Origin of the sequence: Streptomyces fulvoviolaceus, from assembly GCF_000718165.1 — a bacterium.
In the GTDB taxonomy this organism is placed as follows: domain Bacteria; phylum Actinomycetota; class Actinomycetes; order Streptomycetales; family Streptomycetaceae; genus Streptomyces; species Streptomyces fulvoviolaceus.
This window is the reverse complement of record NZ_JOEY01000046.1, coordinates 59,060-84,798: the sequence shown is the minus strand read 5'-3', so window position 1 is coordinate 84,798 and position 25,739 is coordinate 59,060. Positions and strand designations below refer to the sequence as shown.

23 protein-coding genes are annotated in these 25,739 nt (G+C 70.7%); 11 read left to right on the top strand and 12 right to left on the bottom strand.

Features of this window, described 5'->3' with window-relative positions; genetic code table 11:
• Positions 1-90 precede the first annotated feature (90 nt).
• The gene (locus tag IG08_RS0139490; RefSeq protein ID WP_030614620.1) at positions 91-459 is read right to left on the bottom strand and encodes a helix-turn-helix domain-containing protein; all 369 of its coding nucleotides are present in this window, start codon (positions 457-459) and stop codon (positions 91-93) included.
• Positions 456-707: a hypothetical protein gene (locus IG08_RS0139485; protein ID WP_043456362.1), complete on the bottom strand. Its 252-nt coding sequence runs from the start codon at positions 705-707 to the stop codon at positions 456-458. Before IG08_RS0139485 ends, IG08_RS0139490 begins: the two co-directional genes overlap by 4 nt.
• A gap of 138 nt (positions 708-845) precedes the next feature.
• On the opposite strand from IG08_RS0139485, the gene IG08_RS0139480 reads away from it, so the two are divergent.
• The 4 genes from IG08_RS0139480 to IG08_RS0139465 all read left to right on the top strand — a co-directional run bounded on the left by IG08_RS0139480 (position 846) and on the right by IG08_RS0139465 (position 4,953).
• The gene (locus tag IG08_RS0139480) at positions 846-1,685 is read left to right on the top strand and encodes a TIM barrel protein (RefSeq protein WP_030614613.1); all 840 of its coding nucleotides are present in this window, start codon (positions 846-848) and stop codon (positions 1,683-1,685) included.
• Positions 1,686-1,853: 168 nt separating this feature from the next.
• On the top strand, positions 1,854-2,744 hold the full coding sequence (locus IG08_RS0139475) for a 2-hydroxy-3-oxopropionate reductase (protein WP_030614612.1): 891 nt from the start codon (positions 1,854-1,856) through the stop codon (positions 2,742-2,744).
• Between the two features lie 179 nt (positions 2,745-2,923).
• Entirely contained in the window at positions 2,924-4,381 is a 1,458-nt protein-coding gene (locus IG08_RS0139470) for a catalase (protein ID WP_030614609.1), read from the top strand.
• A 335-nt stretch (positions 4,382-4,716) separates the two neighbouring features.
• Positions 4,717-4,953, top strand: a complete 237-nt coding sequence (locus IG08_RS0139465; protein ID WP_030614606.1) for a hypothetical protein — start codon at positions 4,717-4,719, stop codon at positions 4,951-4,953.
• Between the two features lie 220 nt (positions 4,954-5,173).
• Here IG08_RS0139465 and gcl read toward each other — a convergent pair whose 3' ends face one another.
• Positions 5,174-6,958: a glyoxylate carboligase gene (gene gcl, locus IG08_RS0139460; protein WP_030614605.1), complete on the bottom strand. Its 1,785-nt coding sequence runs from the start codon at positions 6,956-6,958 to the stop codon at positions 5,174-5,176.
• Between the two features lie 182 nt (positions 6,959-7,140).
• Here gcl and IG08_RS0139455 point away from each other — a divergent pair, with 182 nt between their 5' ends.
• The gene (locus IG08_RS0139455) at positions 7,141-7,851 is read left to right on the top strand and encodes a hypothetical protein (RefSeq protein ID WP_030614602.1); all 711 of its coding nucleotides are present in this window, start codon (positions 7,141-7,143) and stop codon (positions 7,849-7,851) included.
• A gap of 118 nt (positions 7,852-7,969) precedes the next feature.
• The gene (locus tag IG08_RS0139450) at positions 7,970-8,473 is read left to right on the top strand and encodes a GNAT family N-acetyltransferase (RefSeq protein ID WP_030614599.1); all 504 of its coding nucleotides are present in this window, start codon (positions 7,970-7,972) and stop codon (positions 8,471-8,473) included.
• A 112-nt stretch (positions 8,474-8,585) separates the two neighbouring features.
• Here the strand turns inward: IG08_RS0139450 and IG08_RS0139445 are convergent, their stop codons facing one another.
• The gene (locus IG08_RS0139445) at positions 8,586-10,178 is read right to left on the bottom strand and encodes an AMP-binding protein (RefSeq protein WP_030614596.1); all 1,593 of its coding nucleotides are present in this window, start codon (positions 10,176-10,178) and stop codon (positions 8,586-8,588) included.
• Positions 10,175-11,839, bottom strand: coding sequence for an AMP-binding protein (locus IG08_RS0139440; RefSeq protein WP_030614593.1), 1,665 nt, complete (start codon positions 11,837-11,839; stop codon positions 10,175-10,177). The genes IG08_RS0139445 and IG08_RS0139440 overlap by 4 nt, the downstream gene beginning before the upstream one ends.
• Positions 11,840-11,954: 115 nt before the next feature.
• Here IG08_RS0139440 and IG08_RS0139435 point away from each other — a divergent pair, with 115 nt between their 5' ends.
• The 3 genes from IG08_RS0139435 (at position 11,955) to IG08_RS0139425 (ending at position 16,783) form a co-directional block, all read left to right on the top strand.
• Positions 11,955-12,794 (top strand): helix-turn-helix transcriptional regulator, encoded by an 840-nt coding sequence (locus IG08_RS0139435; RefSeq protein ID WP_030614590.1) that lies wholly within the window; start codon positions 11,955-11,957, stop codon positions 12,792-12,794.
• 142 nt (positions 12,795-12,936) lie between these two features.
• Positions 12,937-15,744: a helix-turn-helix transcriptional regulator gene (locus tag IG08_RS0139430; protein WP_030614587.1), complete on the top strand. Its 2,808-nt coding sequence runs from the start codon at positions 12,937-12,939 to the stop codon at positions 15,742-15,744.
• 247 nt (positions 15,745-15,991) lie between these two features.
• Positions 15,992-16,783, top strand: coding sequence for a S1 family peptidase (locus IG08_RS0139425; RefSeq protein WP_030614582.1), 792 nt, complete (start codon positions 15,992-15,994; stop codon positions 16,781-16,783).
• A 97-nt stretch (positions 16,784-16,880) separates the two neighbouring features.
• Here the strand turns inward: IG08_RS0139425 and dmpI are convergent, their stop codons facing one another.
• Both dmpI and IG08_RS0139415 read right to left on the bottom strand, forming a co-directional pair.
• Positions 16,881-17,063: a 4-oxalocrotonate tautomerase DmpI gene (gene dmpI, locus IG08_RS0139420; RefSeq protein WP_030614580.1), complete on the bottom strand. Its 183-nt coding sequence runs from the start codon at positions 17,061-17,063 to the stop codon at positions 16,881-16,883.
• A gap of 92 nt (positions 17,064-17,155) precedes the next feature.
• Entirely contained in the window at positions 17,156-18,025 is an 870-nt protein-coding gene (locus tag IG08_RS0139415) for a LysR family transcriptional regulator (protein WP_030614578.1), read from the bottom strand.
• Positions 18,026-18,096: 71 nt separating this feature from the next.
• Here IG08_RS0139415 and IG08_RS0139410 point away from each other — a divergent pair, with 71 nt between their 5' ends.
• Complete coding sequence (locus IG08_RS0139410) at positions 18,097-18,744, top strand: LysE family translocator (protein WP_030614577.1); 648 nt, start codon at positions 18,097-18,099, stop codon at positions 18,742-18,744.
• A gap of 87 nt (positions 18,745-18,831) precedes the next feature.
• Here IG08_RS0139410 and IG08_RS0139405 read toward each other — a convergent pair whose 3' ends face one another.
• Entirely contained in the window at positions 18,832-19,950 is a 1,119-nt protein-coding gene (locus IG08_RS0139405; RefSeq protein WP_030614576.1) for a winged helix DNA-binding domain-containing protein, read from the bottom strand.
• A 153-nt stretch (positions 19,951-20,103) separates the two neighbouring features.
• Between IG08_RS0139405 and IG08_RS0139400 the strand changes: the two genes are divergently transcribed.
• Positions 20,104-21,261 carry a magnesium and cobalt transport protein CorA gene (locus tag IG08_RS0139400; protein WP_030614575.1) on the top strand — a complete coding sequence of 386 codons (1,158 nt, stop codon included), beginning with the start codon at positions 20,104-20,106 and terminating at the stop codon, positions 21,259-21,261.
• Between the two features lie 302 nt (positions 21,262-21,563).
• Here IG08_RS0139400 and IG08_RS0139390 read toward each other — a convergent pair whose 3' ends face one another.
• The 4 genes from IG08_RS0139390 to IG08_RS0139375 all read right to left on the bottom strand — a co-directional run bounded on the left by IG08_RS0139390 (position 21,564) and on the right by IG08_RS0139375 (position 25,045).
• Positions 21,564-22,223 (bottom strand): MFS transporter, encoded by a 660-nt coding sequence (locus IG08_RS0139390; protein WP_199820984.1) that lies wholly within the window; start codon positions 22,221-22,223, stop codon positions 21,564-21,566.
• A gap of 218 nt (positions 22,224-22,441) precedes the next feature.
• Positions 22,442-22,972, bottom strand: a complete 531-nt coding sequence (locus tag IG08_RS0139385) for a cupin domain-containing protein (RefSeq protein WP_030614571.1) — start codon at positions 22,970-22,972, stop codon at positions 22,442-22,444.
• A gap of 19 nt (positions 22,973-22,991) precedes the next feature.
• On the bottom strand, positions 22,992-24,044 hold the full coding sequence (locus IG08_RS0139380) for a phosphotransferase family protein (RefSeq protein WP_030614569.1): 1,053 nt from the start codon (positions 24,042-24,044) through the stop codon (positions 22,992-22,994).
• A complete protein-coding gene (locus tag IG08_RS0139375) occupies positions 24,041-25,045 on the bottom strand; it encodes a C-terminal binding protein (RefSeq protein WP_030614567.1) in 1,005 nt (334 codons plus the stop codon). Before IG08_RS0139375 ends, IG08_RS0139380 begins: the two co-directional genes overlap by 4 nt.
• Positions 25,046-25,739 lie beyond the last annotated feature (694 nt).

Sequence of the window (25,739 nt, the reverse complement as noted above, 5' to 3'; positions counted from 1 at the left end):
ACGCCCTCATGAAGAGTGCGTCAACAGTTTGTTGAAAATTCCGGGTAACAAAGAAGGAGAGGCCGAGGAACGGCGGACAGAGCCCGGCGCTCAGGCCTCCTTCTCGCGGTTGAGGTAGTTGTAGACGGTGAAGCGGCTCACCCCGAGCGCGCTCGCCACGGTCTCCACACCGTGCCGTACGGAGAAGGCGCCACGCGCCTCGAGTATCCGCACGATCTCCTGCTTGGCCTTGCGGTCCAGGTCGGCCAGCGGCTTGCCGCGCTTGCGCTCCAAGGCGGCCAGGATGTGGTCAAGGGAGTCCGCGAGCTGCGGCAGGCGCACGGCGACCACGTCGGCACCCTCCCAGGCGAGGACGACGTCGTCGGGGCCGGCCTCGTCGGGCGGGAGCATCTCCCCGCCCATGGCGTCGACCAGCGGCTTCACGGCCGAGATGAAGGGCTCGTCCCCGGTGCCGGTCACGCGCCGCCCTCCCCGATCACGTTGAGCTGCAGCGAGATCCGGGTGGCGCCGGACTCCAGGCTCTTGCGCAGCAGGGCGTCCACGGCCGTGAGTACGGCGTCGGCGCCGCCCTCCGCCGTGTTGCCGAACGGGCCGACGTCCACCGCGTCCAGCTCGGCCGCCTCGATGACCTCGCGGGCCGCCAGGGCGTGCGCGGGTGCCTCGTCGAGGTCGAAGGGCTCGGTCGTGAACTCCACTCTCAATCGCACGCGCACAACCTAACGCGCGGTGCCGTTTTCCGCCGAGCCCTCTTGACAAGCCCCGACACACGACGGCAATCTTCCATTAAGCAGAAACGAACTTCCGCAATACGGAATCACTCGACACGGAAGGGAGCGCCGGAACCCATGGGATTCGCTGAGCAGCGCTTCAACGTCAACCTGTCGATCCTCTTCACGGAACTCCCGCTCCTGGAGCGCCCCGCGGCCGCCGCCGCGGCGGGCTTCACCGCGGTCGAGCTGTGGTGGCCCTGGGTCGACTCCCCCACCCCCGAGCAGTCCGAGCTCGACGCCCTCAAGAGGGCGATCGAGGACGCGGGCGTCCAGCTCACGGGCCTGAACTTCTACGCCGGACAGCTGCCGGGCCCGGACCGCGGCGCCCTGTCGATCCCCGGCGAGGAGTCGGAGAGGTTCCGCGCCAACATCGACGTGGCCGCGGACTTCGCCCGGTCGCTGGGCTGCAAGGCGCTCAACGCGCTGTACGGCAACCGCGTCGAGGGCGTGGACCCGGCCGAGCAGGACGCGCTCGCGCTGGAGAACCTGGTCCTCGCGGCCCGGGCCGCCGACCGGATCGGTGCGATTCTCCTGATCGAGACCCTCAACAAGCCCGAGTCGCCGCTGTACCCGCTGGTGACCGCCCCGGCCGGCGTCGACATCGTCGACAAGGTCAACGAGGCGACGGGGCTGGGCAATGCGCGCTTCCTCATGGACCTCTACCACCTGTCCATGAACGGCGAGGACCTGCCCGCGGTGATCGAGCAGTACGCGGCGAAGACCGGCCACGTCCAGATCGCCGACAACCCGGGCCGTGGCGCCCCCGGCACGGGGTCGCTGCCGCTGGAGGAGCTGTTGGACCAGCTGGCCAAGGCCGGTTACGAGGGCTGGGTCGGCCTGGAGTACAAGCCGGGCGACCGGCCGAGCGCGGAGGCGTTCGGGTGGCTGCCGGTCGAGGCGCGTGCCGCTCGTTGACGGGGCCGTCGTCTCTGGGGGCTGCCGCCCCCAGGCCCCCGCTTCGGCCCTGAAGGGGACTCGTCCTCAAACGCCGGACGGGCTGGGATTGCCGACCCGGCGCTGAAGAGTGCCGTACCGGCGCCAATTCACAGACGTAGCACAGCAGTTCAGAGAGGTTCCCCCATCATGAGCACCCTCCCCAAGATCGCCTGGATAGGCCTCGGCATCATGGGCTCCCCCATGTCCGAGAACCTGATCAAGGCGGGTTACGACGTCACCGGCTTCACCCTGGAGCAGGACAAGCTGGATCGCCTGGCGGCCGCCGGCGGCACCGTGGCCGGTTCGATCGCCGAGGCCGTCGAGGACGCCGACGTGGTCGTCACGATGGTGCCCGCCTCCCCGCAGGTCGAGGCGATCGCGTACGGCCCCGACGGCATCCTCGAGAACGCGAAGTCCGGCGCGCTGCTGATCGACATGTCCTCGATCACCCCGCAGACCTCGGTCGACCTGGCGCAGGCGGCCAAGGACAAGGGCATCCGCGTCCTGGACGCGCCCGTGTCCGGCGGTGAGGCCGGCGCGATCGAGGCCGTGCTGTCCATCATGGTCGGCGGCGAGCAGGCCGACTTCGACACCGCGAAGCCGATTCTCGACGCGCTCGGCAAGACCATCGTGCTGTGCGGTCCGCACGGCTCCGGTCAGACCGTGAAGGCCGCGAACCAGCTGATCGTCGCCGTGAACATCCAGGCGTGCGCCGAGGCCGTGGTCTTCCTGGAGAAGTCGGGCGTGGACCTCAAGGCCGCGCTGGACGTCCTCAACGGCGGGCTCGCCGGTTCGACCGTACTGACGCGCAAGAAGGACAACTTCCTGAACCGGGACTTCAAGCCGGGCTTCCGCATCGACCTCCACCACAAGGACATGGGCATCGTCACGGACGCCGCCCGGAACGTCGGCGCGGCCCTGCCCGTCGGTGCGGTCGTCGCCCAGCTGGTCGCGTCCCTGCGTGCCCAGGGTGACGGCGGCCTGGACCACTCCGCGCTCCTGCGCGCGGTCGAGCGCCTCTCCGGCGCTCAGCTCTGAGACTTCCGGGCGGCGCCGCCGCTGACAACTGTCCTGTCGCGCCCAAGCGGCGGCGCCGTCCGGAAACCACTTCAACAAACTGTTGACGTCCAGATCGCCCCAAACCTAGGCTCCACAAAGCGGAAGTTCTTTTCCAAAGAATCCGAAGATTCCGCTGACTCCCGTACGGAAGGTCCACGATGTCGAAGCGCGTGCTCACGACCGAGTCCGGCGCCCCGGTCGCCGACAACCAGAACTCAGCCTCCGCCGGCATCGGCGGGCCCCTCCTCCTCCAGGACCAGCACCTGCTGGAGAAGCTCGCGCGCTTCAACCGCGAGCGCATCCCGGAGCGCGTGGTGCACGCCCGTGGTTCCGGCGCGTACGGCTACTTCGAGGTGACGGACGACGTCACCGGCTTCACGTACGCCGACTTCCTCAGCACGGTCGGCAAGCGCACCGAGCTCTTCCTGCGCTTCTCGACCGTGGCCGACTCGCTGGGCGGCGCGGACGCGGTGCGCGACCCGCGCGGGTTCGCGGTCAAGTTCTATACGGAAGAGGGCAATTACGACCTCGTCGGGAACAACACCCCGGTGTTCTTCATCAAGGACCCGATCAAGTTCCCGGACTTCATCCACTCGCAGAAGCGCGACCCGTTCACCGGCAAGCAGGAGCCGGACAACGTCTGGGACTTCTGGGCGCACGCCCCCGAGGCCACGCACCAGGTGACCTGGCTGATGGGCGACCGCGGCATCCCGGCGTCGTACCGCCACATGAACGGCTACGGCTCGCACACCTACCAGTGGACGAACGCCGAGGGCGAGGCCTTCTTCGTCAAGTACCACTTCAAGACCAACCAGGGCGTCCGGTCCCTGTCCTCCGAGCAGGCCGCCGAGATCTCGGGCAAGGACGCCAACTCGCACCAGACGGACCTGCTCCAGGCCATCGAGCGCGGAGTGAACCCGTCCTGGACCCTCTACGTCCAGGTCATGCCGGCGGCCGAGGCGGCGGACTACCGCTTCAACCCCTTCGACCTCACCAAGGTGTGGCCGCACAAGGACTTCCCGCTGCAGCGCGTGGGCCGTCTGGTCCTCGACCGCAACCCGGACAACGTCTTCGCCGAGGTCGAGCAGGCCGCGTTCTCCCCGAACAACTTCGTCCCGGGCATCGGCCCGTCGCCGGACAAGATGCTCCAGGGCCGCCTCTTCGCCTACGCGGACGCCCACCGCTACCGCCTGGGCGTCAACCACACCCTCCTCGCGGTGAACGCCCCGAAGGCGACGACCGCGCAGAACTACGGCCGTGACGGTCTCATGGCGTCCAACGCGCAGGGCCGCGCGGCGAAGAACTACGAGCCGAACTCGTACGACGGCCCGGCGGAGACCGGCCGCGCCCTGTCGGCCCCGCTGGCGGTCAGCGGCTGGACCGGCACCCACGAGGCCCCGCAGCACACCAAGGACGACGACTTCTTCCAGGCGGGCGAGCTGTACCGCCTGATGTCCGAGGACGAGAGGTCCCGTCTGATCGCGAACATCTCCGGCGGCCTCTCCCAGGTCTCCCGCGACGACGTGATCGAGAAGAACCTCGCCCACTTCCACGCCGCCGACCCGGAGTACGGCAAGCGCGTGGAGGAGGCGGTCCGCGCCCTGCGCGAGGACTGACCTCCCCGGACTCCCTGCCCGCACCCGACCCCCGGGCGACCCGGATGAGGGGTGATCGCCCGGCACCGGGCGCGGGCAGGGTATGGACCGCGGCGGCGTGCGAGCCAGTGCGGTGGTGAAGGTCCCGGCCCCTCCTTCTCGACCTGAGGGAAGGAGACCCCCGGTTCCGTCGCGGCCGCCGCGGTCCCAGCAACACCGGCAACACCGGCAACATCCGAAGAACCTCACCGGCCGGAGAGCGCCGGATACGGACGGTCCCGTATCCGGCGCTCTCCGGCGTTCCCGAGGACGTTCCCGGGGTGGCGGATCCGCCGTACGCGCAGGAGCCTGAAGGCATGGCACATCCCACGCACCACCCGCACGTCGTGGTGCACTCGCCGGCCCTGGACGGCTCCCGGCGGGTCACCGCGGACGACCAGAACCTCGGCGTCGCCTCGCACCTGGACGACGTGGTGGAGCTGCTGCGCCTCGCCGACCTGGACCGGATCGAGGTCGAGGACGAAGAGATCGTGGAGTGGCAGGGCGGCGGCCCCGACGACTGGCCGGGGCTCTCCGAACACCACGAGCCGTGACACGCGCACCGAGCCGACGTACGCCATCGGTCGTACGCCGGCTACGAAACCCTCAAATCAAGCTCTGAACATGGTTCAAGAGGCTTCAACCACCCCCGGAGGTGGGCACATTCTCCCCCGTGCGGGCCCGCCGACACGGGGGCGGCGGGCCCGCACGGGGGAAGCACGCGAAAGGGCGGCCCGTCCCTGAGGACGGGCCGCCCTTGGCGGATCCGGTGCGTCAGACCTTCAGGGTCCTGATCGAGGTCGGCGCGTGCCCGGGCTCGGTCGCGATCTCCTCGAACTCCACGACGTTGCTGATGTCGTTCGTCTTGCTCATCGCGATGTTCGTGACACGTTCCAGGATCGCCTCGACGACGACCGGGACCTGGAACTCGGCGGCGAGCTTCTTGGCCTGCTCGAAGGCGGCGCCCAGTTCGGCGGGGTCGGTGACCCGGATCGCCTTGCAGCCGAGGCCCTCGACGACCTTGATGTGGTCGACGCCGTAGACACCCAGCTCGGGCGAGTTGATGTTCTCGAACTCGAGGTTGACCTGGAAGTTGATGTCCAGACCGATCTGCGCCTGACGGATCAGGCCCAAGTAGGCGTTGTTCACCAGGACATGGACGTACGGGATCCTGTGCTGCGCCCCGACCGCCAGCTCCTCGAGCATGAACTGGAAGTCGTAGTCGCCGGAGAGGGCGACGACGGACGCCTCGGGGTCGGCCTTGGCGACACCCAGCGCGGCCGGGATGGTCCAGCCCAGCGGGCCCGCCTGGCCGCAGTTGATCCAGTGCCGGGGCCGGTAGACGTGCAGCATCTGGGCGCCGGCGATCTGCGAGAGGCCGATCGTGGAGACGTACCGGGTCTCCGGGCCGAAGGCCTTGTTCATCTCCTCGTAGACGCGCTGCGGCTTGATCGGGATGTCGTCGAAGTGCGTACGGCGCTGGAGAGTTGCCTTCTTCTCCTGCGCCGAGGCCGCCCACGCGGAGCGGTCGGGCAGCTTGCCTTCCGCCTTCAACTCCCTTGCCACCTCGACGAAGAGCTCCAGCGCGGCCTTCGCGTCGGAGGCGATGCCGTAGTCCGGGGCGAAGATCTTGCCGATCTGGGTGGGCTCGATGTCGACGTGGACGAACTTCCGTCCGGCCGTGTAGACGTCGAGCTTGCCGGTGTGGCGGTTGGCCCAGCGGTTGCCGATGCCGAGGACGAAGTCGGACTCCAGGAAGGTCGCGTTGCCGTAGCGGTGCGAGGTCTGGAGGCCGACCATGCCGGCGTTCAGGTCGTGGTCGTCCGGGAGGACGCCCCAGCCCATCAGGGTCGGGACGACCGGGGTGCCGGTCAATTCGGCGAACTCGACGAGGAGTTCGGCCGCGTCGGCGTTGATGACACCGCCGCCGGCGACGATCAGCGGGCGCTCGGAGGCGTTCAGCAGGCCGATCGCCTTCTCGATCTGGGCGCGGGTCGCGGCCGGCTTGTACGTCTGGAGCGGCTCGTACGTCTCCGGGTCGAACTCGATCTCGGTGAGCTGGACGTCGATCGGCAGGTCGATGAGGACCGGGCCGGGACGGCCGGAGCGCATCAGGTGGAAGGCCTGCTGGAAGACGCCGGGGACCTGCGCGGCCTCCAGGACGGTGACGGCCATCTTGGTCACCGGTTTGGCGATCGAGGCGATGTCGACGGCCTGGAAGTCCTCCTTGTGGATCACGGCGGTCGGCGCCTGGCCCGTGATGCACAGGATCGGGATGGAGTCGCCGGTCGCGGAGTACAGGCCGGTGATCATGTCGGTGCCGGCGGGGCCCGAGGTGCCGATGCAGACGCCGATGTTGCCCGGGCGGGTACGCGTGTAGCCCTCGGCCATGTGTGAGGCGCCCTCCACATGGCGGGCGAGGGTGTGGTGGATCCCGCCCGAGGCCTTGAGCGCCGCGTAGAAGGGGTTGATCGCCGCGCCCGGGACACCGAACGCGTCCGTGACGCCCTCGCGCTTGAGGATCTCAACTGCCGCGCGGGCAGCGGTCATTCGAGCCATCGAGTACTCCTGCTTCGGCTTTCGGATGCGTACTCCCGTCGCGCCCCGCGGCGAGCACTTCCGTATTGCGGAAAATGTTTTCTACTATCTGGAAGCAATGTAAGTGGGTGGGCCAGGGCCGTCAAGGGGCCAAGGCCGTCAAGACAAGGACAAGCGGGGGCTTCCTGGAGGACGATGTGGCCATGTCCGAGAGCGTGTCGCTGCGCTGCCCGGCCTGCCGGCGCGAGCACCTCTACGCGGCACCGTCGTATCCGTGCGTGTGCGGTGCCCCGGTCTCGCCACCCCTCGACCCGCACGGCGCGCCGACGGCTATCGCCCACCGGGTGTGGGACGAGGCCTGGGTCGCCGTGCGCTGCTCCGTCTGCGGCCGTCGGGACGAGTGGCCCCGGCCGGAGCTGGGCTGCGCCTGCGGGACGGTGCTGTGGATTCCGGTGGCCGGGGAGGACGGGGAGTCCCCCCAGGAGGCGGAGCCGGTCGTCGGCACGGCCGGGCGGACCACCACTCCCCCACGCCGGGCCTTCCAGCCGATCACCATCCGCACCGCCCGCGACGCCGTCACCGTGGCCGCCCTGTATCTGCGCTGGCTCGGCTTCCAGGACATCCGCCGGGCGGACCAGCGGCCCCCGGCCGGGATCGGGCTCGCCGCACGTGGGCTGCTGGCCCAGGTGGACCCGACCGTGCGCCCGGCGTCGCTGCGGGACGTGGAGTGTCTGTGGCTGACCGCCATGACGGAGTCCGCCGACTGCGTCTACTTCTCCCTCGCCGGGTACGCGCCCGACGCCCGCGCGCGGGCCGACTCGCTGGGCGTCCCGCTGTTCGTCCTCGACCTCACGGGCACCCCGCAGCCGGTCAACACCCTCGCCGACGAGTTGGACGGCACGGGGGCCGCGTAATCCGCTCGCGGCGGGTGCCGCCCCGGTACCGGAGACTCGGCGGATGCGCATAGCTGGACGGCACAGGCGCCGGCTAATCCGCTCGCCGCGGGTACCGACAGTGCCGCAGACTCCGCGCATGCGCATCCGTCACGCCACGGCCGACGAGCTCCCGGCCCTCCAGGACATCGAGCTCGCCGCCGGTGCCCCCTTCCACGATCTCGGCATGGGCTGGATCGCCGAGAACGACCCGCCTGCCGTGGAGGTCCTGGACCGCTACCGCCGGGAGGGCCGCGCGTGGGTCGCGGCCGACGAACGGAACCGGCCGGTCGCCTACCTGATCTGCGAGCCCGTCGACGGCGCCCTGCACATCGAGCAGATCTCGGTCCACCCCGACGTCGCCCGCCGCGCCATCGGGCGGACCCTCCTCGCGTACGCCGCCGACCGCGCCCGCGAGGAGGGCCTGGCCGGGCTCACCCTGACCACCTTCGCCGAGGTCCCGTGGAACGCGCCGTACTACGCACGCATCGGCTTCCGCGTGCTGGACGACGCCGAACTCACCCCGGGGCTGCGGAAGATCCGCGCCCATGAGGCGGAGCTCGGCCTCGACGCGTGGCCCCGGGTCTGTATGCGCCGGGACTGAGCTCCGCTGGGAGGGTCGCCGTTTGGCTGCGGCGCCGTCGTGGCTGGTCGCGCAGTTCCCCGCGCCCCTTTGGGGCGTTGCCGGACCGCCTATCGATACAGCCCCGCGCCCCTTACGGGGCGCTGTGCTCGCCGTACGTCTCCCTCAGCTCGATCTTCCGCACCTTCCCCGACACCGTCATCGGGAAGGACTCCAGGATCCGCAGCCCGCTCGGGACCTTGTAGTGGGCCAACCGCCCCTCACAGAAGGCGCGCAGCTCCTCCAGTGTCGGTGGGTCGGCCGGGTCTCGCGGGATGACGCAGGCGAGGACCTCCTCGCCGTAGCGCTCATGGGGTACGCCGACGACCTGGACGTCCGCGATCTTCGGGTGGGCGTAGAGGAACTCCTCGATCTCGCGCGGGTAGATGTTCTCCCCGCCCCGGATGATCATGTCCTTGATGCGGCCGACGATCTCGACGTACCCGTCCTCGCGCATCGTCGCGAGGTCGCCGGTGTGCATCCAGCGGCCGGGGTCGACGGCCTCGGCGGTCTTCTCGGGCTCGTTCCAGTAGCCGAGCATCACGCTGTAGCCGCGGGTGCACAACTCGCCTGCTCTGCCGCGCGGTTGGGTGACGCCGGTCGCCGGGTCGACGACCTTCACCTCGACGTGCGGCAGGACGCGGCCGACCGTGCCGGTGCGGTGTTCCAGGTCGTCGTCCATCCGCGTCTGCAGGGACACCGGCGACGTCTCGGTCATGCCGTAGCAGATGGAGACCTCCGCCATGTGCATCTCGGCGACGACCCGCTTCATCACCTCCACCGGGCAGGGCGAGCCCGCCATGATGCCGGTGCGCAGGGAGGAGAGGTCGTACGTCGCGAAGTCGGGCAGGTTCAGCTCCGCGATGAACATGGTCGGGACGCCGTAGAGCGAGGTGCAGCGTTCTTCCTGGACCGCGCGCAGGGTCGCCACGGGGTCGAAGGAGGGGGCCGGGATGACGATGCACGCGCCGTGCGAGGTGGCCGCCAGGTTGCCCATGACCATGCCGAAGCAGTGGTAGAAGGGCACCGGGATGCACACCCGGTCCTGCTCGCTGTAGGCGATCAACTCGCCCACGAAGTAACCGTTGTTGAGAATGTTGTGGTGGGAGAGGGTGGCCCCCTTGGGAAAGCCCGTCGTGCCCGAGGTGTACTGGATGTTGATCGGGTCGTCGCAGGACAGGTCCTCGAAATCGGCGGGCGCCCCTCGCGCGATCAGCGCGTCCCAGCTCGGGTCGCCGATGTAGACGACCTCCCTCAACTGCGGGCACTTACCCCGCACTTGGTCCACCATCGCCCGGTAGTCGCTCGTCTTGTGGCTCAGCGAGGCGAACAGCAGCGAGATTCCGGCCTGTCTGAGGACGTACTCGACCTCGTGGGTGCGATAGGCCGGGTTGATGTTGACCATGATCGCGCCGATGCGGGCGGTGGCGTACTGGACGAGCACCCACTCGGGACAGTTGACCGCCCAGATCCCCACCCGGTCGCCCTTCACGACCCCGGCGGTGAGCAGGGCGGAAGCCAACTGATCGACGTCCGCGCCGAATTGGGCGTACGTCCAGCGCCGCCCGGACGGCACGTCGACGAGCGCCTCGCGGTCCGGCCAGGTGGCCACCGCCCGGTCCAGGTTGGCGCCGATCGTGTCGCCGAGGAGTGCGGTCCCGCTGGTGCCATGGGTGTACGAGGTCACCGGAAGTCCTCCTCGCGGTACTCCCCCGCCGACCCCGCCGCCGTCGCCTCGCGCAGCTCGATCCGGCGGATCTTGCCGGAGACGGTCTTGGGCAGGTCGGCGAACTCCAGGCGGCGGATGCGCTTGTACGGCGCGAGGACCTCGCGGGAGTGCTCGAACAGCACCTTGGCCGTGTCGGGGCCGGGCTCCCAGCCCTCCGCGAGCACCACGTACGCCTTCGGGACGGCGAGCCGCACCTCGTCCGGGGCAGGCACGACGGCCGCCTCGGCCACCGCCTCGTGCTCCAGCAGCGCGCTCTCCAGCTCGAACGGGGAGATCTTGTAGTCGGAGGCCTTGAAGACGTCGTCACTGCGCCCGATGTACGTCAGGTATCCGTCCTCGTCCCGCGACGCGACGTCCCCGGTCCGGTAGTAACCCCCGGCCATCGCCTCCGTCGTACGGTCCGCGTCGCCGTGGTAGCCGGTCATCAGGCCGACGGGCTGAGCCGACAGGTCCAGTGCGATCTCGCCCTCCTGCGCGCCCGGGGCTCCCGTCACCGGATCCAGCAGCTCCACCCGGTAGCCGGGGCTCGGCCGCCCCATCGAGCCGGTCTTCAACACCTGCCCAGGACTGTTGGAGACCTGCACGGCCGTCTCCGTCTGCCCGAAGCCGTCCCGGATGGTCACGCCCCAGGCCCGCCGCACCTGCTCGATGACCTCGGGGTTCAGGGGCTCCCCGGCCGCGACCACTTCACGGGGTGGGGTGTTCAGCTGGGTCAGATCGGCCTGGATGAGCATGCGCCAGACGGTCGGCGGGGCGCAGAACGTGGTCACCCCCGCGCGGTCCATCTCCGCCATCAGACGGCCCGCGTCGAAGCGTGCGTAGTTGTGGATGAAGACGGTCGCCTCCGCGTTCCACGGCGCGAACAGGTTGGACCAGGCGTGCTTGGCCCAGCCGGGCGAGGAGATGTTCAGGTGCACGTCGCCGGGGATCAGGCCGATCCAGTACATGGTGGCCAGGTGCCCGATCGGGTACGAGGTCTGGGTGTGCTCGACCAGCTTGGGGCGGGCCGTCGTGCCGGAGGTGAAGTACAGCATCAGCGGGTCGTCGGCCAGGGTCGGGCCGTCCGGCAGGAACTCGGCGGAGGCGGCGTACGCGTCCTCGTACGGCTGCCAGCCCTCGGGCACGCCGCCGACGGCGGTGCGCGTGTAGTCGCCGGGCACGTCGTCGAACTTGCCGGTGTCCTCGGCCCGGACGAGGACGTGCCGCACCCGCCCGCGCTCGACGCGGTCGCGCAGGTCGGCGGGACCGAGCAGCGGGGTCGCCGGGATGACGACGGCCCGTAGCTTCATGGCCGCGAGGGCCGTCTCCCACAGCTCGACCTGGTTGCCGAGCATGACGAGGATGCGGTCCTCGGCGCCGACCCCGCGCTCGCGCAGCAGGTTGGCGACCCGGTTCGACCGCTCGGTCATCTCGGCGAAGGACAACAGGACCTCGCTGCCGTCCTCCTCGACGATGTGCAGGGCCGTCCGGTCGTTGCCCTCCGCGATCACGTCGAACCAGTCGAGCGCCCAGTTGAAGTGCTGCGGGCGGGGCCAGGCGAAGCCCTCGTAGGCCGCGGCGTAGTCCTCGCGGTGCTCCAGCAGGAAGTCCCGCGCCCCGCGGAAGTCCTCCGTCGTCATCTGTCCTCCTCGATACCGGCAGCGTTGCCGGGCGGCTCTCTGCCATCGTGTAGTCCGTGATGCAGGTCTCACTACCCCCGAACGGGGGTGTGTGCCGCGGTGAAGGGACAAGCACGTGGCAGTGGACGCGGCCGGTGCGGTGGAGATCCGGCGTGCGCTGGTGCGGCTGCGGCGGACGACGGGGCTTCCGATCGCCTTCGGCGGCCTGGTGGAGTCCGGGCGGCCGCAGATACGGATCAGCGAGCTGAACGGCACGGCCACCTCGGCGCTCAGCGCGCTCGCGGTGACCTCCGGCAACGGCCTCGGCGGCAAGGCGGTGGCCCTCGCCCGCCCCTGCGCCGTGACGGACTACTCCTCCTCCCGGCGGATCAGCCACGAGTACGACTCCGCGGTCTCCGCCGAAGGCCTGCGCTCGGTGCTGGCGGTGCCGGTGGTCGTACGGCGGCGGGTGCGGGGCGTGCTGTACGGCGCTCTGCGCGACGCCCGCCCGCTGGGCGACCGCACGCTGACCGCGGCGGTGGAGGCGGCACGGGACGTGGAGCAGGCGCTGGTCGTCGGCGACGAGGTACGGGACCTGCTGGTCGCCGCGCGGGCCGAGCCGAGCGGCGACGCCGGCTCCGCGTGGGAGCAGGTGCGGGAGGCGCATGCGGCGCTGCGGGCGTTGGCGCCGCGGATCAGCGACCCCGCCGTACGGGCCGAACTCCTCGATGCCTGCGAGCTGTTGACCTCACCGACCGCGCCGACCGCGCCCAGGGACGACGTCGGTCTGGCACCCCGTGAGCTGGACGTACTGGCGTGCGTGGCGGCCGGGGCGACCAACGCCGGCGCGGCTCGGCGGCTCGGTGTGACCGCCGAGACGGTCAAGGGTTACCTGCGGTCGGCCATGCGGAAACTCGGGGCCCGGACCCGTGGCGAGGCCGTTGTCGCCGCCCGCAGGGCAGGGCTGCTTCCGTAACATCCGTTCGCATCTCATTCATGCGTCGACGCTCTGAATTTCCCTATGCCGCAATGTTGTTATTTCCCTCACGACCGCTTCCCTCCGAATTTCAAAGACCCTTGCCTAATATTGGCCAGGACACGACACACGGAGGGGAGCGGTGACCGTGCCACGGGACTTCAAGGAGCCTGCCAGATGCCGCCCCGACCTGGTCATCGGCCGGGAGGAGCTGTTCGGCCAGGCGCGTGACCAGCTCAATCGTGGTGGCAGCGTGCTGCTCCACGGCACCGCCGGAATAGGAAAGTCGACCGTCCTGCGCGCGCTGGCCACGGAATGCGGCGAAGCGGCGCGGACCGTGCTGCGCTGCTCGGCCACGGAGTCCGAATCCCATCTCCCCTTCCTCGCCCTGGCCGACCTCCTCGGTCTGGTCCTGGACGAGGTGTCCGACAAGCTGCCCGCCGCCCAGCGCACCGCCCTGGAGTCGGCACTCACGGGCCGCGGCGAGTCCACCCTCCAGCGCGACGGGCTCGCCCTGCGCCTGGCCGTCCTGTCGACGCTGCGCGCCCTGGCCGCCGAGGGCCCCGTCCTGGTCGTCGCGGACGACGTGCAGTGGCTGGACCCGGCGAGCGCCGAGCTCCTCGGCTTCGCCGCCCGCCGGCTCGGCGAGACCCCCGTGCGGATGCTGTGCGCGGTCCGGACCGACGGTCCTGAGTACGACCGCCATCTACGCGCGTTGCCGCCGGACAGCCTCGCGGTCCGCCTCAACCCGCTCTCCCGCGCCCAGGTCTCCGCGCTGCTCGACCATCGCGGCTACACCGGCCTGCAGCGCTCCACCGTCCGGGACATCCACCGCACCAGCGGCGGCAACCCGCTCTTCGCGCTCGAACTGGGCCGCGCGCTCGCCGAGAACCCGACCCCGCCCCGGCCGGGCGAGCCGCTGCCCGTGCCCACCTCGCTGCGGGCCCTGGTCCTGAACCGCCTCGGGATGCTGTCGGAGGAGGCCCGCCACACCCTCCTCGTGGCGAGCGCGGGCGCCCGTCCCACGCCGGCCCTGCTGCACACGGCCGGCCGCGAGAACGCCGAGGCGGAGATGGCCCAGGCCGCCGCGCTCGGGCTGCTGGCGACGGAGGCCGAGGGTCCCGCCGTACGGTTCGCGCACCCGCTGATCTCGGCCGCGCTGTACGCGGAGGCGCCCGCACAGGAACGGCGGGCCGCGCACCGCGCGCTGTCCACGGCCGCCTCCGATCCGATCGAGCGGGCCCGGCACCTGGCCCTGGCGACCGTCGGCACGGACCCGGAGGTGGCGGCGCGGCTCGCCGAGGCGGCGACCCTCGCCCGGGACCGGGGCGCGCCGTCGATGGCCGCCTCCCTCGGACTGCTCTCGGCCCGCCACACCCCGGCGGAGAGCGTGCCGTGTCCGGACCTACGGCGGTTGCAGGCCGCCGAGGACGCGATCACCGCCGGCGAGCTGGACCTCGCCCGGGACGTCGCCCGCGACGTGCTCACCCGGGCGACCGTGCCCGCGGACCGGGTGCGCGCCTGGATCATCGTGATCGACACGGCCGGCCACGCCATGACGGAGGTCGACGCCGTCTTCCCGCAGGCCCTGGCCGACGCGGGCGACGACCCGAAGCTGCTCGCGCTGATCCACTACCAACTGGCCTGGCGGGCCCTGCTCGTGGACGGCGACTTCGACGAGGCGCGCGGGGAGGCCGCGTACTCGGCGGAGCTCGCAGCCCGGGGCGGCGACCGGTACAACGAGCTCATGTCGCTGTCCTTCCAGGCCCAGATCGAGACCCTGATGGGCCACGCGGACGCCCCCGCGACCATCAAGCGCGCACTGAAGGAGCCCCAGGACCCGAGGGTGTCCTGCCATCACAACGGCGCCGGCTACTCGCGCTTCCGCTGGCTGATCATGAGCGACCAACTGCCCGAGGCGCGGGCGACGGTCACCGCCCTGCTGCGCGAGGTGCGGCGGCGCGGGTCGGTCGAGAGCGAGGTCCACTTCCTGCGCGGGGTCTCCGAGACCGAGCTGCGTTCCGGGCACTGCGGCCGGGCGCTCGACCTGGCCCGGGAGAGCCTGATGCTGGCCCGGGACACCGGGATCGGCGAGGTGGCCTCGGCCGTGCTCACCTCCCTCTCGGAGGCCTCCGGCGGCAACGTGGAGCGGGCGCTGGAGCTGGCCCGGGAGGCCGTGGACCACGCCGAGCAGAACGGCGACCAGATGTACACCTCCCGCGCGCTGGCCGCCCTCGGGTACGCGCAGCTGGTGTCCGGGGACGCGCAGGGGACGGTCCGTTCGCTGCGCCGGGTGCGGGAGCTGGAGCACGGTCTCGGCATCCACGACCCGGCGCGCGGCCGTTGGCAGGGCGATCTGGCCGAGGCCCTCGTCCTGGTCGGCGAGACCGGCGAGGCGCAGGACGTCATCGACGTGACCCGCGAACACGCACTGCGCCTGGGCCGCGAGAGTGTGCTCGCCGTACTGGACCGGGCCGAGGCGATGGTGCGGGCGGCGCGCGGCGAACACGACGCCGCGCTCGCGCAGTTGACGTCGGTGCAGGACCGGCTCGCCAAGCTGGGCTACGGCCTGGAGGAGGCGCGGGCCGCGTTCGCGACGGCCCAGCTGCGTACCCGCCGGCCCGGTCCGACGTCGTACGACGAGGCGGCGCGGCTGTTCCGGCGCTGCCGGGCGCTGCCCTGGCTGCGGCAGGTGGAGGCGGCGGCCGTGGCGCGCCCGGCGGAACCGGTGGTCACCCCCGCCGCGACGCTCGACGCGCTCGAGGGCCTCGCCTCGATGGAGCGTCAGGTGGCCGCGCTCGTCATGGAGGGCGCCACCAACCGGGAGATAGCCGCGCGGCTGTTCATCAGCGTCAAGACGGTCGAGGCGACCCTGACCCGGGTCTACCGCAAGCTAGGGATCCGATCGCGGGTGGACATCGTCAGACTGGCGGCGGGGCACCGTACGTAGTCGGAGCCCGCGGGCTCTACCGGCCCGCGACAGGTTTACCCCCGCAACAGGTTTGCCAGGGCCGACCGAGGGTTTTCCCTGCCCAACTCCCTTAGGGGGTTCCCTCATTGGGAAGGGGAACTTCCGGGTTCTAGCTTAGGGGTGTGCCGCTCGCCCGGGCATACGGGGGTCGGTCCCGCGACCCCCGTGCACAACCCCCCACACCCGCGCGTCCCCCCACCGGCAACCCCCACTGAGGAGACTCATGTTGTTCGGGCTCAACCGCGCCAAGAAGACCGCAGCAGTCGTCGCAGCAACCGCTGCCGCCGCCGCGACCGCACTGCTCAGCGCCCCCACCGCTGTCGCCGCGCCCCAGCCCATCGTCGGCGGTTCCACGACCACGACGACCACGTACCCGTTCATGATGCAGATCACGGACGCCTCGCAGAACCAGTTCTGCGGCGGCACCCTGGTGTCGGCGACCAAGGTCGTGACCGCGGCCCACTGTATGGTCGGCGAGACCACGAGCAGCGTCAGAGTCGTCGGCGGCCGCACCTACCTCAACGGCACGAACGGCACGGTCAGCCGGGTCACCGACATCTGGGTCAACCCGGACTACACGGACGCGACCAACGGCGACGACGTGGCCGTCCTGACGCTGGCGACGTCGATGTCGTACACCCCGGCGTCGTACGTCGACTCCTCGGACACCTCCGTGTACGCGGCCGGCACCACCGCCCGCATCCTCGGCTGGGGCACCACCTCCTCGGGCGGCAGCTCCTCCAACCAGCTGCGCACGGCGACCGTGCCGACGGTCTCCGACTCCAGCTGCAGCAGCTCGTACGGCTCCGACTACATCGCGAGCGACATGGTTTGCGCCGGATACACCTCCGGCGGCACTGACACCTGCCAGGGCGACAGCGGCGGTCCCCTGCTCATCGGGGGCGTCCTGGCAGGGATCACTTCTTGGGGCGAGGGCTGCGCGGCAGCCGGTTACCCGGGTGTCTACACCCGGCTGACCACCTTCTCGGACGAGGTGACCGAGCAGGTCAACTCGTAACCCAGAGGTTCTCCTGAGCACACCTCAGGTGAAAAACCAGGGGGCGTTGCGGGCCTCCACGAGCGGCCCGCAACGCCCCCTATCCATGTGTCTGCGGCTACTTGTCGGCGGTGAGCTTTCCGGCGGCGCCCCAGCTGTCGGTCGGTACCTCGTGGATCCAGACCTGCACGGTCTCGGCGGGGATCCGGTACGCGTCGACGAAGGCGTCGGTGACGCGCTTGACGAGGTCGCGCTTGAGCTCGATGTCGCGCGGGCCCTGCTGGATGGTGACGATCGGCATGGCTGAACTCCCTTGAACGGCTTTCCTGTTCGGTGAGTCCAGTTCATCGCTTCCGGTGTTCACGACCAAGAAGCAGCCCGCGACCGCAGCGATCAGTTCTCGTGATCGCCACAGGCCAGCAGCAAGGTGTCGACGTGCGGCGGCGACTGGGCCGAGGCGCGTACGGCGAGGCCGGTCGACAGGGCGAGGCCCGGAGTGCGGAACGGTACGAAGGCGACGCGGGGACTGTGCAGCACGCGCGCGTGGGACGCGTAGACGACCGTCCACAGCGGGCGGGTGCCGATGGTGGCGAGCGTGTCCTGCAGGGAGCCGCTCGTCGGCCCGGGCAGCGGTTCGAACCCGGCCTCGTGGCAGGCTCCGACGACCAGGTCGACGAGGGCGGGGTTGTTGCGCCGCTCGGTGAGGCTCAGCGGCAGCCCGGCCAGGTCTCCTATCCCGACCTCGGGCAGGGCGGCGAGGGGATGCGCGGCCGGAAGGGCGGCCACCAGCGGATCGGACCACAGCGGCAGCACCCGTACGCCCGCCACCGGTTCCACGGCCCGTACGAACGCGGCGTCGAGCCGCCCGCCCGCGACCCTGGCCAGCCGCTCGGCAGCCGGCAGGGAGAAGAGCTCCACGGGAACCTCCGGCGCGCGCCGCGCGAACGCGGCGAGCACCCGGTCCAGGTGTTCCCCGAGCCCGGTGCTCGTGCCGATCCGGAGCCCCGGCGGCGGAGCGACCGACGCGCGGGCCCGGTCGGCCGCCGACAGCACCGTCCGCGCCTCGGGCAGCAGCCGCTCCCCCGCCGCCGTGAGCCGTACGTGCCGGGACGAACGGTCGAACAGCTCGGCACCCAGCTCCCGCTCCAGCCGCCGTATCTGCTGGCTGACCGCCGACTGCACGATGTGCAGCCGCTCGGCCGCCCGCCCGAAGTGCAGCTCCTCGGCGAGCGTCACGAAGTAGGTGAGCTGCCGCAGTTCCATGACCTCGACTCTAGAGGGGACCGGCGGACGCCTGTTTCAATGAGCGGCGGATGGACTTGGGAGTGATGCACATGGTGTCCACGGACCGTTTCCTCGCCTTTGCGGCGATGTCGCTGCTGGTGATCGTGATCCCGGGGCCCAGCGTGCTGTTCGTCATCGGGCGGGCCCTCGCGCACGGCCGGCGCACCGCGGTGGCCACGGCGATCGGCAACGTCTTCGGCTCCTACCTGCTGGTCGTCGCGGTCGCGGTCGGGATCGGCTCGCTGGTCGAGCGGTCGGTCGCGGTCTACCTGGCGGTCAAGCTGGCGGGCGCGGCCTATCTGGTCTTCCTGGGTGTGCAGGCGTTCCGGCACCGCAAGGAGCTGAAGGCCTCGGCGATCCGGGCCCGGGCGGACGAGCCCGCCCGCGGTGATCTGCGAACGGTGCTCGACGGCGTCCTGGTGGGAGTCACGAACCCCAAGGGCGTGGTGTTCTTCGCCGCCGTACTCCCCCAGTTCGTGGACCACACGGCCGGTCACGTGCCGCTGCAGATGCTGCTGCTCGGCCTGATCCCGATCTCGATCGGCCTGGTCACGGACACCCTGTGGGGGCTGACCGCCGCGGGGGCCCGCACCTGGTTCGCCCGCTCCGACCGCCGGCTGTCGTTCATCGGCGGCGCGGGCGGGTTCACGATGATCGGGCTGGGGCTGACGGTGGCGGTGACGGGGCGGGCGGAGTGAGTCTTTGAGGCTGGGGCTGAGGGCTCGGGGCTGGAGGCTTCGGGGCTGGAGGCTTCGGGGCTGAGGGCTCGGGGCTGGGGCTGGGCGTCACTGTCGTACGACGGTCCCGAACCGGATGTCGTACGCCGCTGAAGGGTGCATCACGGTCAGCATGCGCTCCCCCTCCACCGTGACCTCTTCCCGCTGGGCCTTGGTGAGTGTGCCGAAGGGCTCGACGACCAGCGCGTCCTCCTCCAGCTTCCACACCCCGGCCAGGAAACCGTCGACGAGGAGCGTGCAGTAGGCCTGGTTGCCCTGCCAGGTGCGGCCCCAGTACTCCGGCGGTACGACACGGGTGCGGTCGGCGTGGGAGAGGAGCAGGTTGTCGAACTCCGGGAGGAAACGGGGCGGGGCCGGGGTGTCCTCGGCGGGGCGTGAGGCATCCGGGAGGTCGAAGAGCTCGACGCCGTTCTCGTCGTGGAAGGTGACGAGCCGCGGGCGCAACCGCTCGAAGGCCTCGCGCAGCCGGGTCAGTCCGGCCCAGGTCTGCATGTCCTTGACGGAGGCGGGGCCGAAGGCGGCGAGGTAACGCAGTACTACGGCGTCGGGTTCAGGGGCGGGTTCGGCGGGGCGCCCCAGCCAGTGCTCGGCCGTGGTGAGCGCGACCTGGCCGCTCTTCCCCCACAGCCCGCGCGGGGTGACCTGGACGAGCGGGAGCCTGCAGCGGGCGGCGATGCCGAGGGACTGCGGGTCGGCGTCCGGCCATTCGACGAGCAGTGCCTCGCGCAACTGCTTCATGGTGCGCGGCTCTGCCTCGACGAGTTCACGGGCGAGCACGGCGAGCCGGTCCAGGTCGACTCCTTCAAGTCCCTTGCGGAAGTTGATGAGTTCGCGGTCGCGGGCAGGCTGCACGAACGGCCGCAGGGTGAGGCAGTCGTCGGCCGAGTGGGTGTGGATGGTCGAGCGCATGCTGACGATGCGGACGACCTCGCGGTCGGCCATGAGCCCCGACAGCGCCTCGGGGGTGAAGCCGTCGAGGCGGGCGGCGAGCGCGTAGTACGGCGGCTTGACGTTCTGGGCCTGGAGGCCGAGCAGGTGCGCGACGGCGGCCTTCGCGGACATCGCCGACGGGTCCGCACGGCGCAGGAGCAGCTGTCGGTCCATGGTCGCGCGGTTCAGGGCGCGGGTGTTGAGCACGGGGGCCGTAGCGGTCGTCGTCTTCGTCATACCAAGGACGCTAGCGGTGCTTGCGGACACCTTCTGTCCCCAACTCTCACCGGATCCCGCACCGGTCCACTCTCCGATGTCGTTTGCCCCGTATATCCTGCTGCGTGATCACGCAGACGTGGCCTCGACTCGTCGACCAGAGAGGCAGCCGCGATGTCCGAGCGACGCGCCCGCCCGAACCCGAAGAGCCTCAAGAAGTCCGGCTGGCGCCGCGCCCTGAACCCACCGCCCGTGCCGCCTGCCGAGCAGCCGGCACCCCGCACCGATCCGCCGGCGGCTGAGACGGATCCGGCGAGCATCGTCCAGGCGGCCCTGTACCGCGACGGCGTGCGCGTCTCGGCCCCCGCCACGCTCGCGGAGACCTTCCGCGAACTGCGCGAGCAGCCCTCGGGCATGGCGTGGATCGGCCTGGCCCGCCCCACCGAGCGTGAACTCCTCTCCCTGGCCGCGGAGTTCGACCTGCACCCGCTCGCGGTCGAGGACGCGATGGAGGCACACCAGCGGCCGAAACTGGAGCGCTACGGCGAGACGCTCTTCGTCGTCCTCCGAGCCGCCCGGTACCTCGACGCCTCGGAGGAGGTCGACTTCGGCGAGCTGCACGTCTTCGTGGGCCCGGACTTCGTGATCACGGTCCGCCACGGCGCCGCCCCCGACCTGTCCGCCGTGCGCCACCGCATGGAGGAGACCCCGGAGCTGCTGAAACTGGGCCCGGAGGCGGTGCTGTACGCGATCCTCGACGCGGTGGTCGACGGCTATGTCCCGGTGGTCGCGGGCGTCCAGATCGACATCGACGAGATCGAGACGGAGGTCTTCGGCGGCGACCCCGAGGTCTCCCGACGTATCTACGAACTCTCCCGCGAAATGGTCGAGTTCCAGCGCGCGACCCGCCCCCTCGTCGGCATGCTGCACGCCCTGATGGCCGGCTTCGCCAAGTACGGCACGGACGAGGAACTCCAGCGCTACCTACGGGACGTGGCGGACCACGTCACCCACACCAGCGAACGCGTCGACAGCTTCCGCCAGGCCCTGACCGACATCCTCACGGTCAACGCGACGCTGGTGACACAGCAACAGAACGCGGAGATGCGGGCGTTGGCGGAGGCGGGGTTCGAGCAGAACGAGGAGATCAAGAAGATCTCGTCGTGGGCGGCGATCCTGTTCGCTCCGACACTGGTCGGGACCATCTACGGCATGAACTTCGACCACATGCCGGAGTTGCACTGGGTGTTCGGATACCCTTTCGCAATGCTGCTAATGGCGGCTGTATGTACCAGTTTGTACATCATCTTCAAGCGGCGTGACTGGCTCTGAACAGTCACCTCACGAGCACCCGTAGAGGGGACCGGGAGGCGGGAGCGCGGCCGACACCTCGCTTCCGAACCGGGAGGGGAGGATGGGCTTCTCGGCGTACCCGTCCGCGAGGAACATCAGGTCGGACCGGTTGAAGCTGAGCGCCTCGACATTCAGCCGGACCTCGCCGTGACCCGGTTCCTGACGAGGACCTTGAGCGAGTCGCAGTACCTCGGGGCCGCCGGCCCTGTCGAATTCCCAGTAACGCGCAGATGGATCTCCTTCGGGTGTGTGGTGCCCTGCGTGCGCGGCGTGGCCGCGGATCACCCGCGGTGGGCGGGGAAGGCGTGGCGCCGTCCGGCGATGGTGATGACGAGCGCGACGGCCGGCAGCGCGAAGGGGCCCCAGGCCAGGGAGGAGGTCCCGAGCCCGCTCAGGAGGAGTCCGCCCACGACACCGCCGCCGGCGATGCCGATGTTCCAGACCGTCACGATGACCGGCTGGACGGAGTCCACGGCGTCACCGGCCGCGTCGGAGGAGGCGGTCTGCAGCAGGCTCGCGGCTCCGCCGAAAGCGAGTCCCCACAGCGCCGCACTGAGGAGGACGGCGGCGGGAAGGGAGGCCGGCAGGCCGAGCGCGAGCACCGCCGGCGCGAAGAGCGCGGTACTGCTGATCATGAGAAGCCGCAGGTGGCGGTCGATGAGAACGCCCGTGATCCAGATGCTGACCAGAGAGGCAACGCCGAAGACGAGCAGCACGGCTCCGACCTTGCCGCCCAGGCCGACGGGAGCGAGGAACAAGGAACGAGGAACAAGGAACGAGGAACGAGGAACGAGGAACGAGGCAATGTAGGTGTAGAGCACGTTGTGCGCCATCACGTACAGGAGAGCGACGACCAGGACCGGGACCACGCCGGGGATGGCGAAGACCCGACCGACGGGCGTGCGCTCCCGCCCCGCACAGCGTTCATGCAGTACATCCACGGCCTCGGCCCCTCCCTGACGGACAGCCAAGTGGTCAGCCGTTCCGGGAGGGCCCCTTCAGCGTCCAGGACCGACCTCAGCCCCCGGCAGGGCAGGCAGAAGCACCTCCGGCGCGCGCCCGAGATTCACCGTGCCCCCGGCGCGCACGGAACGTGCGCTGGATCGCTGACCAGGAAAGGGGTAGCGCGGCGCCTCCTCCGGGATCGGCTGCCCTGGAGTCAGCTGTCGCGTTCCGCACCGACGAGGACGAAGGCCATCGTGACGGGTTGGTCGCTGCGGTTGCGCCAGGCGTGGCGGGTGCCGTTCTGGATCACGATGTCCCCTGCCGAGAGGGGGGTGCAACGGCCGTCGTCGAGTTCGAGGACGATCTCGCCCTGCAGCACGATGCCGTAGTCCACGGTCGGCGTCGTGTGCATGCCGTCGGGCTCGATCAGGTCGGCGATACCGGGCGAGTCGGCGCGCTGCTCGCGGTCGAAGGCGACGGGGTCGAACGCCGGGTCGGCCATCGCGGTCTCCGGCGGGAAGGTCAGCACGATGAACCGCGTGCCGCCGGGCGCCGGAAGCAGACTGGTGACCTTCGGCGTGGGATCCTCTCCGGTCCGACCGATCTGCTCGCCGGGTTCGGTGGCCCAGGGCAGGCGGGACACCCAGCCCGGCAGACTGGTGAACTCCCGGCTGCGCGGGACGGGGCCGTCGCTGACGACGACCGACCTGCCGTTCTCGTCATGGCCGGTGACGACTCTGCGCATGTGTCTCTCCTCGGTCGGGTCAGTCGGGCCGGCCGCTGCCGGGCTCGGTCGATGCCACCAGCGCAGTCGCCCAGGCGTCCAGGACGTCCGCCGTGGTGGGGGCGGGTGCCCGGAGCAGGGCGGCTGCCACCGTGCGTACGAACAACCGGTGCCGGTCGTCCGTGAGGTACTCCACCGGGGACTTGCCGTCCACGCGCGCGAGCAGCAGCGCCGGCAGCAGCGATGCGGCCCGCGCCTCGAGGGCCGGCCGGGGCTCCCAGTCGACGCACCGGACGTACTCCTCGGCCAACACCCGGGCGGACCGCAGGAGATCGGCGCGGCTTCCCGGCACCACCAGGCTCTTGAGGAGCAGATGGTTGACGCAGAAGGCGAGGTCGAAGGCCGGGTCTCCGTACCAGGCGCACTCGGCGTCCAGCAGTACGGGTCCGGACGGTCCGACGAGGATGTTCTTGGGGCTGACGTCACCGTGCACCAGGGCCAGGTGCGTCGTTGCCGTGCGGTCGGCGAGGCCCCGGAGGATGTCGCTCAGACCGGGATGCGCGGCGGCGGTGGCCAGCAGGTACGGCTCGATGCGCAGCGCGTGGAAGTTGTCGTCGGTCGCGAACTCCGCGGCGAGGGCGGCGTCGCCGGCGCTCGCCGAGTGCAGGGTGCCGAGCAGTTCTCCGACGGCCGCCGCGGTCGCCACCCGCACCTCGCCGTCCAGCAACCGCGTCTTCCACACGGGGTAGTGCTCGGGTGGCAGGAACGCCATCGCGAAGAGGCCGGCTTCGGGGTCGTGGGCCAGCAGTTCGGGCACGCTGTCCGGGCGGTGCCGGGACGCGAACCGCATCCACGCCCATTCGTAGGCGTTGCGCGACACCGGTGCCTGCCAGTCGGCGGCGACCTTCAACTTGGCCAGGGCACGCTTGACGCAGAGGGAGCGTCCCGGCAGGTCCACTCGCCACAGGTCGGACGAGACGCCGCCGGCCAGCGGCGTCCAGCGGGCCGTTTCCCCGGGTCCGGCGAGCTGGTGGGCGGTCAGGAAGTCGGTCAGCGCGGGTTCCGGGCTCGCCTGCGCGGAGGGGCGGCTCATCGCCGGTCCCCCGACCCGGTGGGCAGACCACGGGGAGTGTTGCGGGCGTGGGCCGGCGCCTCGCCCGCCAGGATCCGTACGACCTCCTCGGCCGCGCGGCGGCGCAGTTCCGTGACCGAGGCGTCGGAGGAGAAGGCGATGTGCGGGGTGAGGAGCGCGCCCGGCTGGTCCAACAGTGCGGCGGGGACGTGCGGTTCGGTCTCCAGGACGTCGAAGGCGGCTCCGTCCAGGTGCCCGGTGTCGAGCGCCTTGACCACCGCGTCGGTGTCCACCAGGCCACCCCGGCTGACGTTGACCAGCAGGCCGCCCGGTGGCATCAGCGCCAACTGCTCGGCGCCGATGATGTGCTGCGTGCCGGGCGTGAGCGGCACGTGGAGGATCACCACGTCGCTGCGGCGCAGCAGCTCCTCCAGGCCCACCATCTCCACTCCGGGGGCATCCTTCGGCGGATACGGGTCGTGGGCGAGGATCCGGCAGCCGAACGCGCCGAGCTTGCGGACGGTGGCGCGTCCGATGCGGCCGTATCCGACGACCCCGCAGGTCAGCGTCGACAGGCGGCGCAGGCGGGCGCCGGCGGGATCCCAACGGCCCGCGCGGACCTCCCGGTCGGACACGGCCAGGCCCCGCGTCCAGGCCAGCACCATGCCGACGGCGTGGTCGGAGACCTCCTCGACGCAGTAGTCGGGCACGTTGGTGACCCACACGCCACGCTCGGTGGCGGCGTCCACGGCGATGTTGTCGAGCCCGACCCCGAGCCTGGCCACGACCCGCAGATCCGGTGAGGTGCCGATCGCGGTGGCGGAGACGGGGGCCCAGCAGGTCAGGATCCCGGCGGGCCGGTGCTCGGCCACCAGTTCCTCGATGGCCTCGGCGGAGGCGGGATCGGCGGGGCCGGTCACCAGGGTGTGGCCCGCCTCCTCGATGACCGATCGCTCGACGGAGTCGTCGGGCCAGGCGTAGTCGGTGAGCAGCACGGTGCCTGGGCGGCTCGGTGGGTTCATGGCAGGTCGTCCTCGCAGAATCGTGCGGCCGCGGCGGACGGCCGGGTGTCACGCCCGGTCGCATCCGATGAGCGGGTCTGAATCGCCACCCGGAAGGGCGGCCGCCGGCTTGTCCGTGTGGCCGTCGGCCGCCGTGGATGGGGAGGGAGGGGGTCGCTGGGCTCGGGTCGGTGTCGGTCGGCGCTCGTCGACTTGTGGTCGGTGCGGGCGCCGCAGGACGTCCCTGGAACGGGTCACGAGATGCCGGGGCACGTCGAATCACTCTGTCACAGCCACGTGGTGCTAACGATAGCACTCGAGGGTTTCGACGCGTCAAGAGTGCGGCGTGCACTCGATCGCCGGCACCCCCACGGCAGGGCCCGCCCGGTGCCAAGGAACCCGGCCGCCACGGGAAATCAAGGAACGCCGAAGAAATCCGGTGTTCACATCTTGACGCGCCGGAGACTTCCCCCTCATGGTTTCTGCCAGCGCCGCCCGTCTGACCGACAAGTGTCCGCACGGGGTCCGGCTGTCGAAGACGCCATAGCCACGGACGTCCCCGACGGGCGATATACGGCTGAATTCCGCATGCGGTGTCCGACCGTGCGGCAGCCCGTCGCCCGCATTCCGCCAGTCGCCGACGACATTTCCGTCGTCGACTCGAGTCCGTGTTCAGCTCACCGCTTCTCGTCATCGCCCGTACGTCCCCGTGCCG

Bases quoted from the DNA above. Each gene is read 5' to 3' on its own strand.
- IG08_RS0139480 (WP_030614613.1), top strand. From the start codon at position 846: ATGGGATTCGCTGAGCAGCGCTTCAACGTCAACCTGTCGATCCTCTTC.
- IG08_RS0139475 (WP_030614612.1), top strand. From the start codon at position 1,854: ATGAGCACCCTCCCCAAGATCGCCTGGATAGGCCTCGGCATCATGGGC.
- IG08_RS0139470 (WP_030614609.1), top strand. From the start codon at position 2,924: ATGTCGAAGCGCGTGCTCACGACCGAGTCCGGCGCCCCGGTCGCCGAC.
- IG08_RS0139465 (WP_030614606.1), top strand. From the start codon at position 4,717: ATGGCACATCCCACGCACCACCCGCACGTCGTGGTGCACTCGCCGGCC.
- gcl (WP_030614605.1), bottom strand. From the start codon at position 6,958: ATGGCTCGAATGACCGCTGCCCGCGCGGCAGTTGAGATCCTCAAGCGC.
- IG08_RS0139455 (WP_030614602.1), top strand. From the start codon at position 7,141: ATGTCCGAGAGCGTGTCGCTGCGCTGCCCGGCCTGCCGGCGCGAGCAC.
- IG08_RS0139450 (WP_030614599.1), top strand. From the start codon at position 7,970: ATGCGCATCCGTCACGCCACGGCCGACGAGCTCCCGGCCCTCCAGGAC.
- IG08_RS0139440 (WP_030614593.1), bottom strand. From the start codon at position 11,839: ATGACGACGGAGGACTTCCGCGGGGCGCGGGACTTCCTGCTGGAGCAC.
- dmpI (WP_030614580.1), bottom strand. From the start codon at position 17,063: ATGCCGATCGTCACCATCCAGCAGGGCCCGCGCGACATCGAGCTCAAG.
- IG08_RS0139415 (WP_030614578.1), bottom strand. From the start codon at position 18,025: ATGGAACTGCGGCAGCTCACCTACTTCGTGACGCTCGCCGAGGAGCTG.
- IG08_RS0139410 (WP_030614577.1), top strand. From the start codon at position 18,097: ATGGTGTCCACGGACCGTTTCCTCGCCTTTGCGGCGATGTCGCTGCTG.
- IG08_RS0139405 (WP_030614576.1), bottom strand. From the start codon at position 19,950: ATGACGAAGACGACGACCGCTACGGCCCCCGTGCTCAACACCCGCGCC.
- IG08_RS0139400 (WP_030614575.1), top strand. From the start codon at position 20,104: ATGTCCGAGCGACGCGCCCGCCCGAACCCGAAGAGCCTCAAGAAGTCC.
- IG08_RS0139385 (WP_030614571.1), bottom strand. From the start codon at position 22,972: ATGCGCAGAGTCGTCACCGGCCATGACGAGAACGGCAGGTCGGTCGTC.
- IG08_RS0139380 (WP_030614569.1), bottom strand. From the start codon at position 24,044: ATGAGCCGCCCCTCCGCGCAGGCGAGCCCGGAACCCGCGCTGACCGAC.
- IG08_RS0139375 (WP_030614567.1), bottom strand. From the start codon at position 25,045: ATGAACCCACCGAGCCGCCCAGGCACCGTGCTGCTCACCGACTACGCC.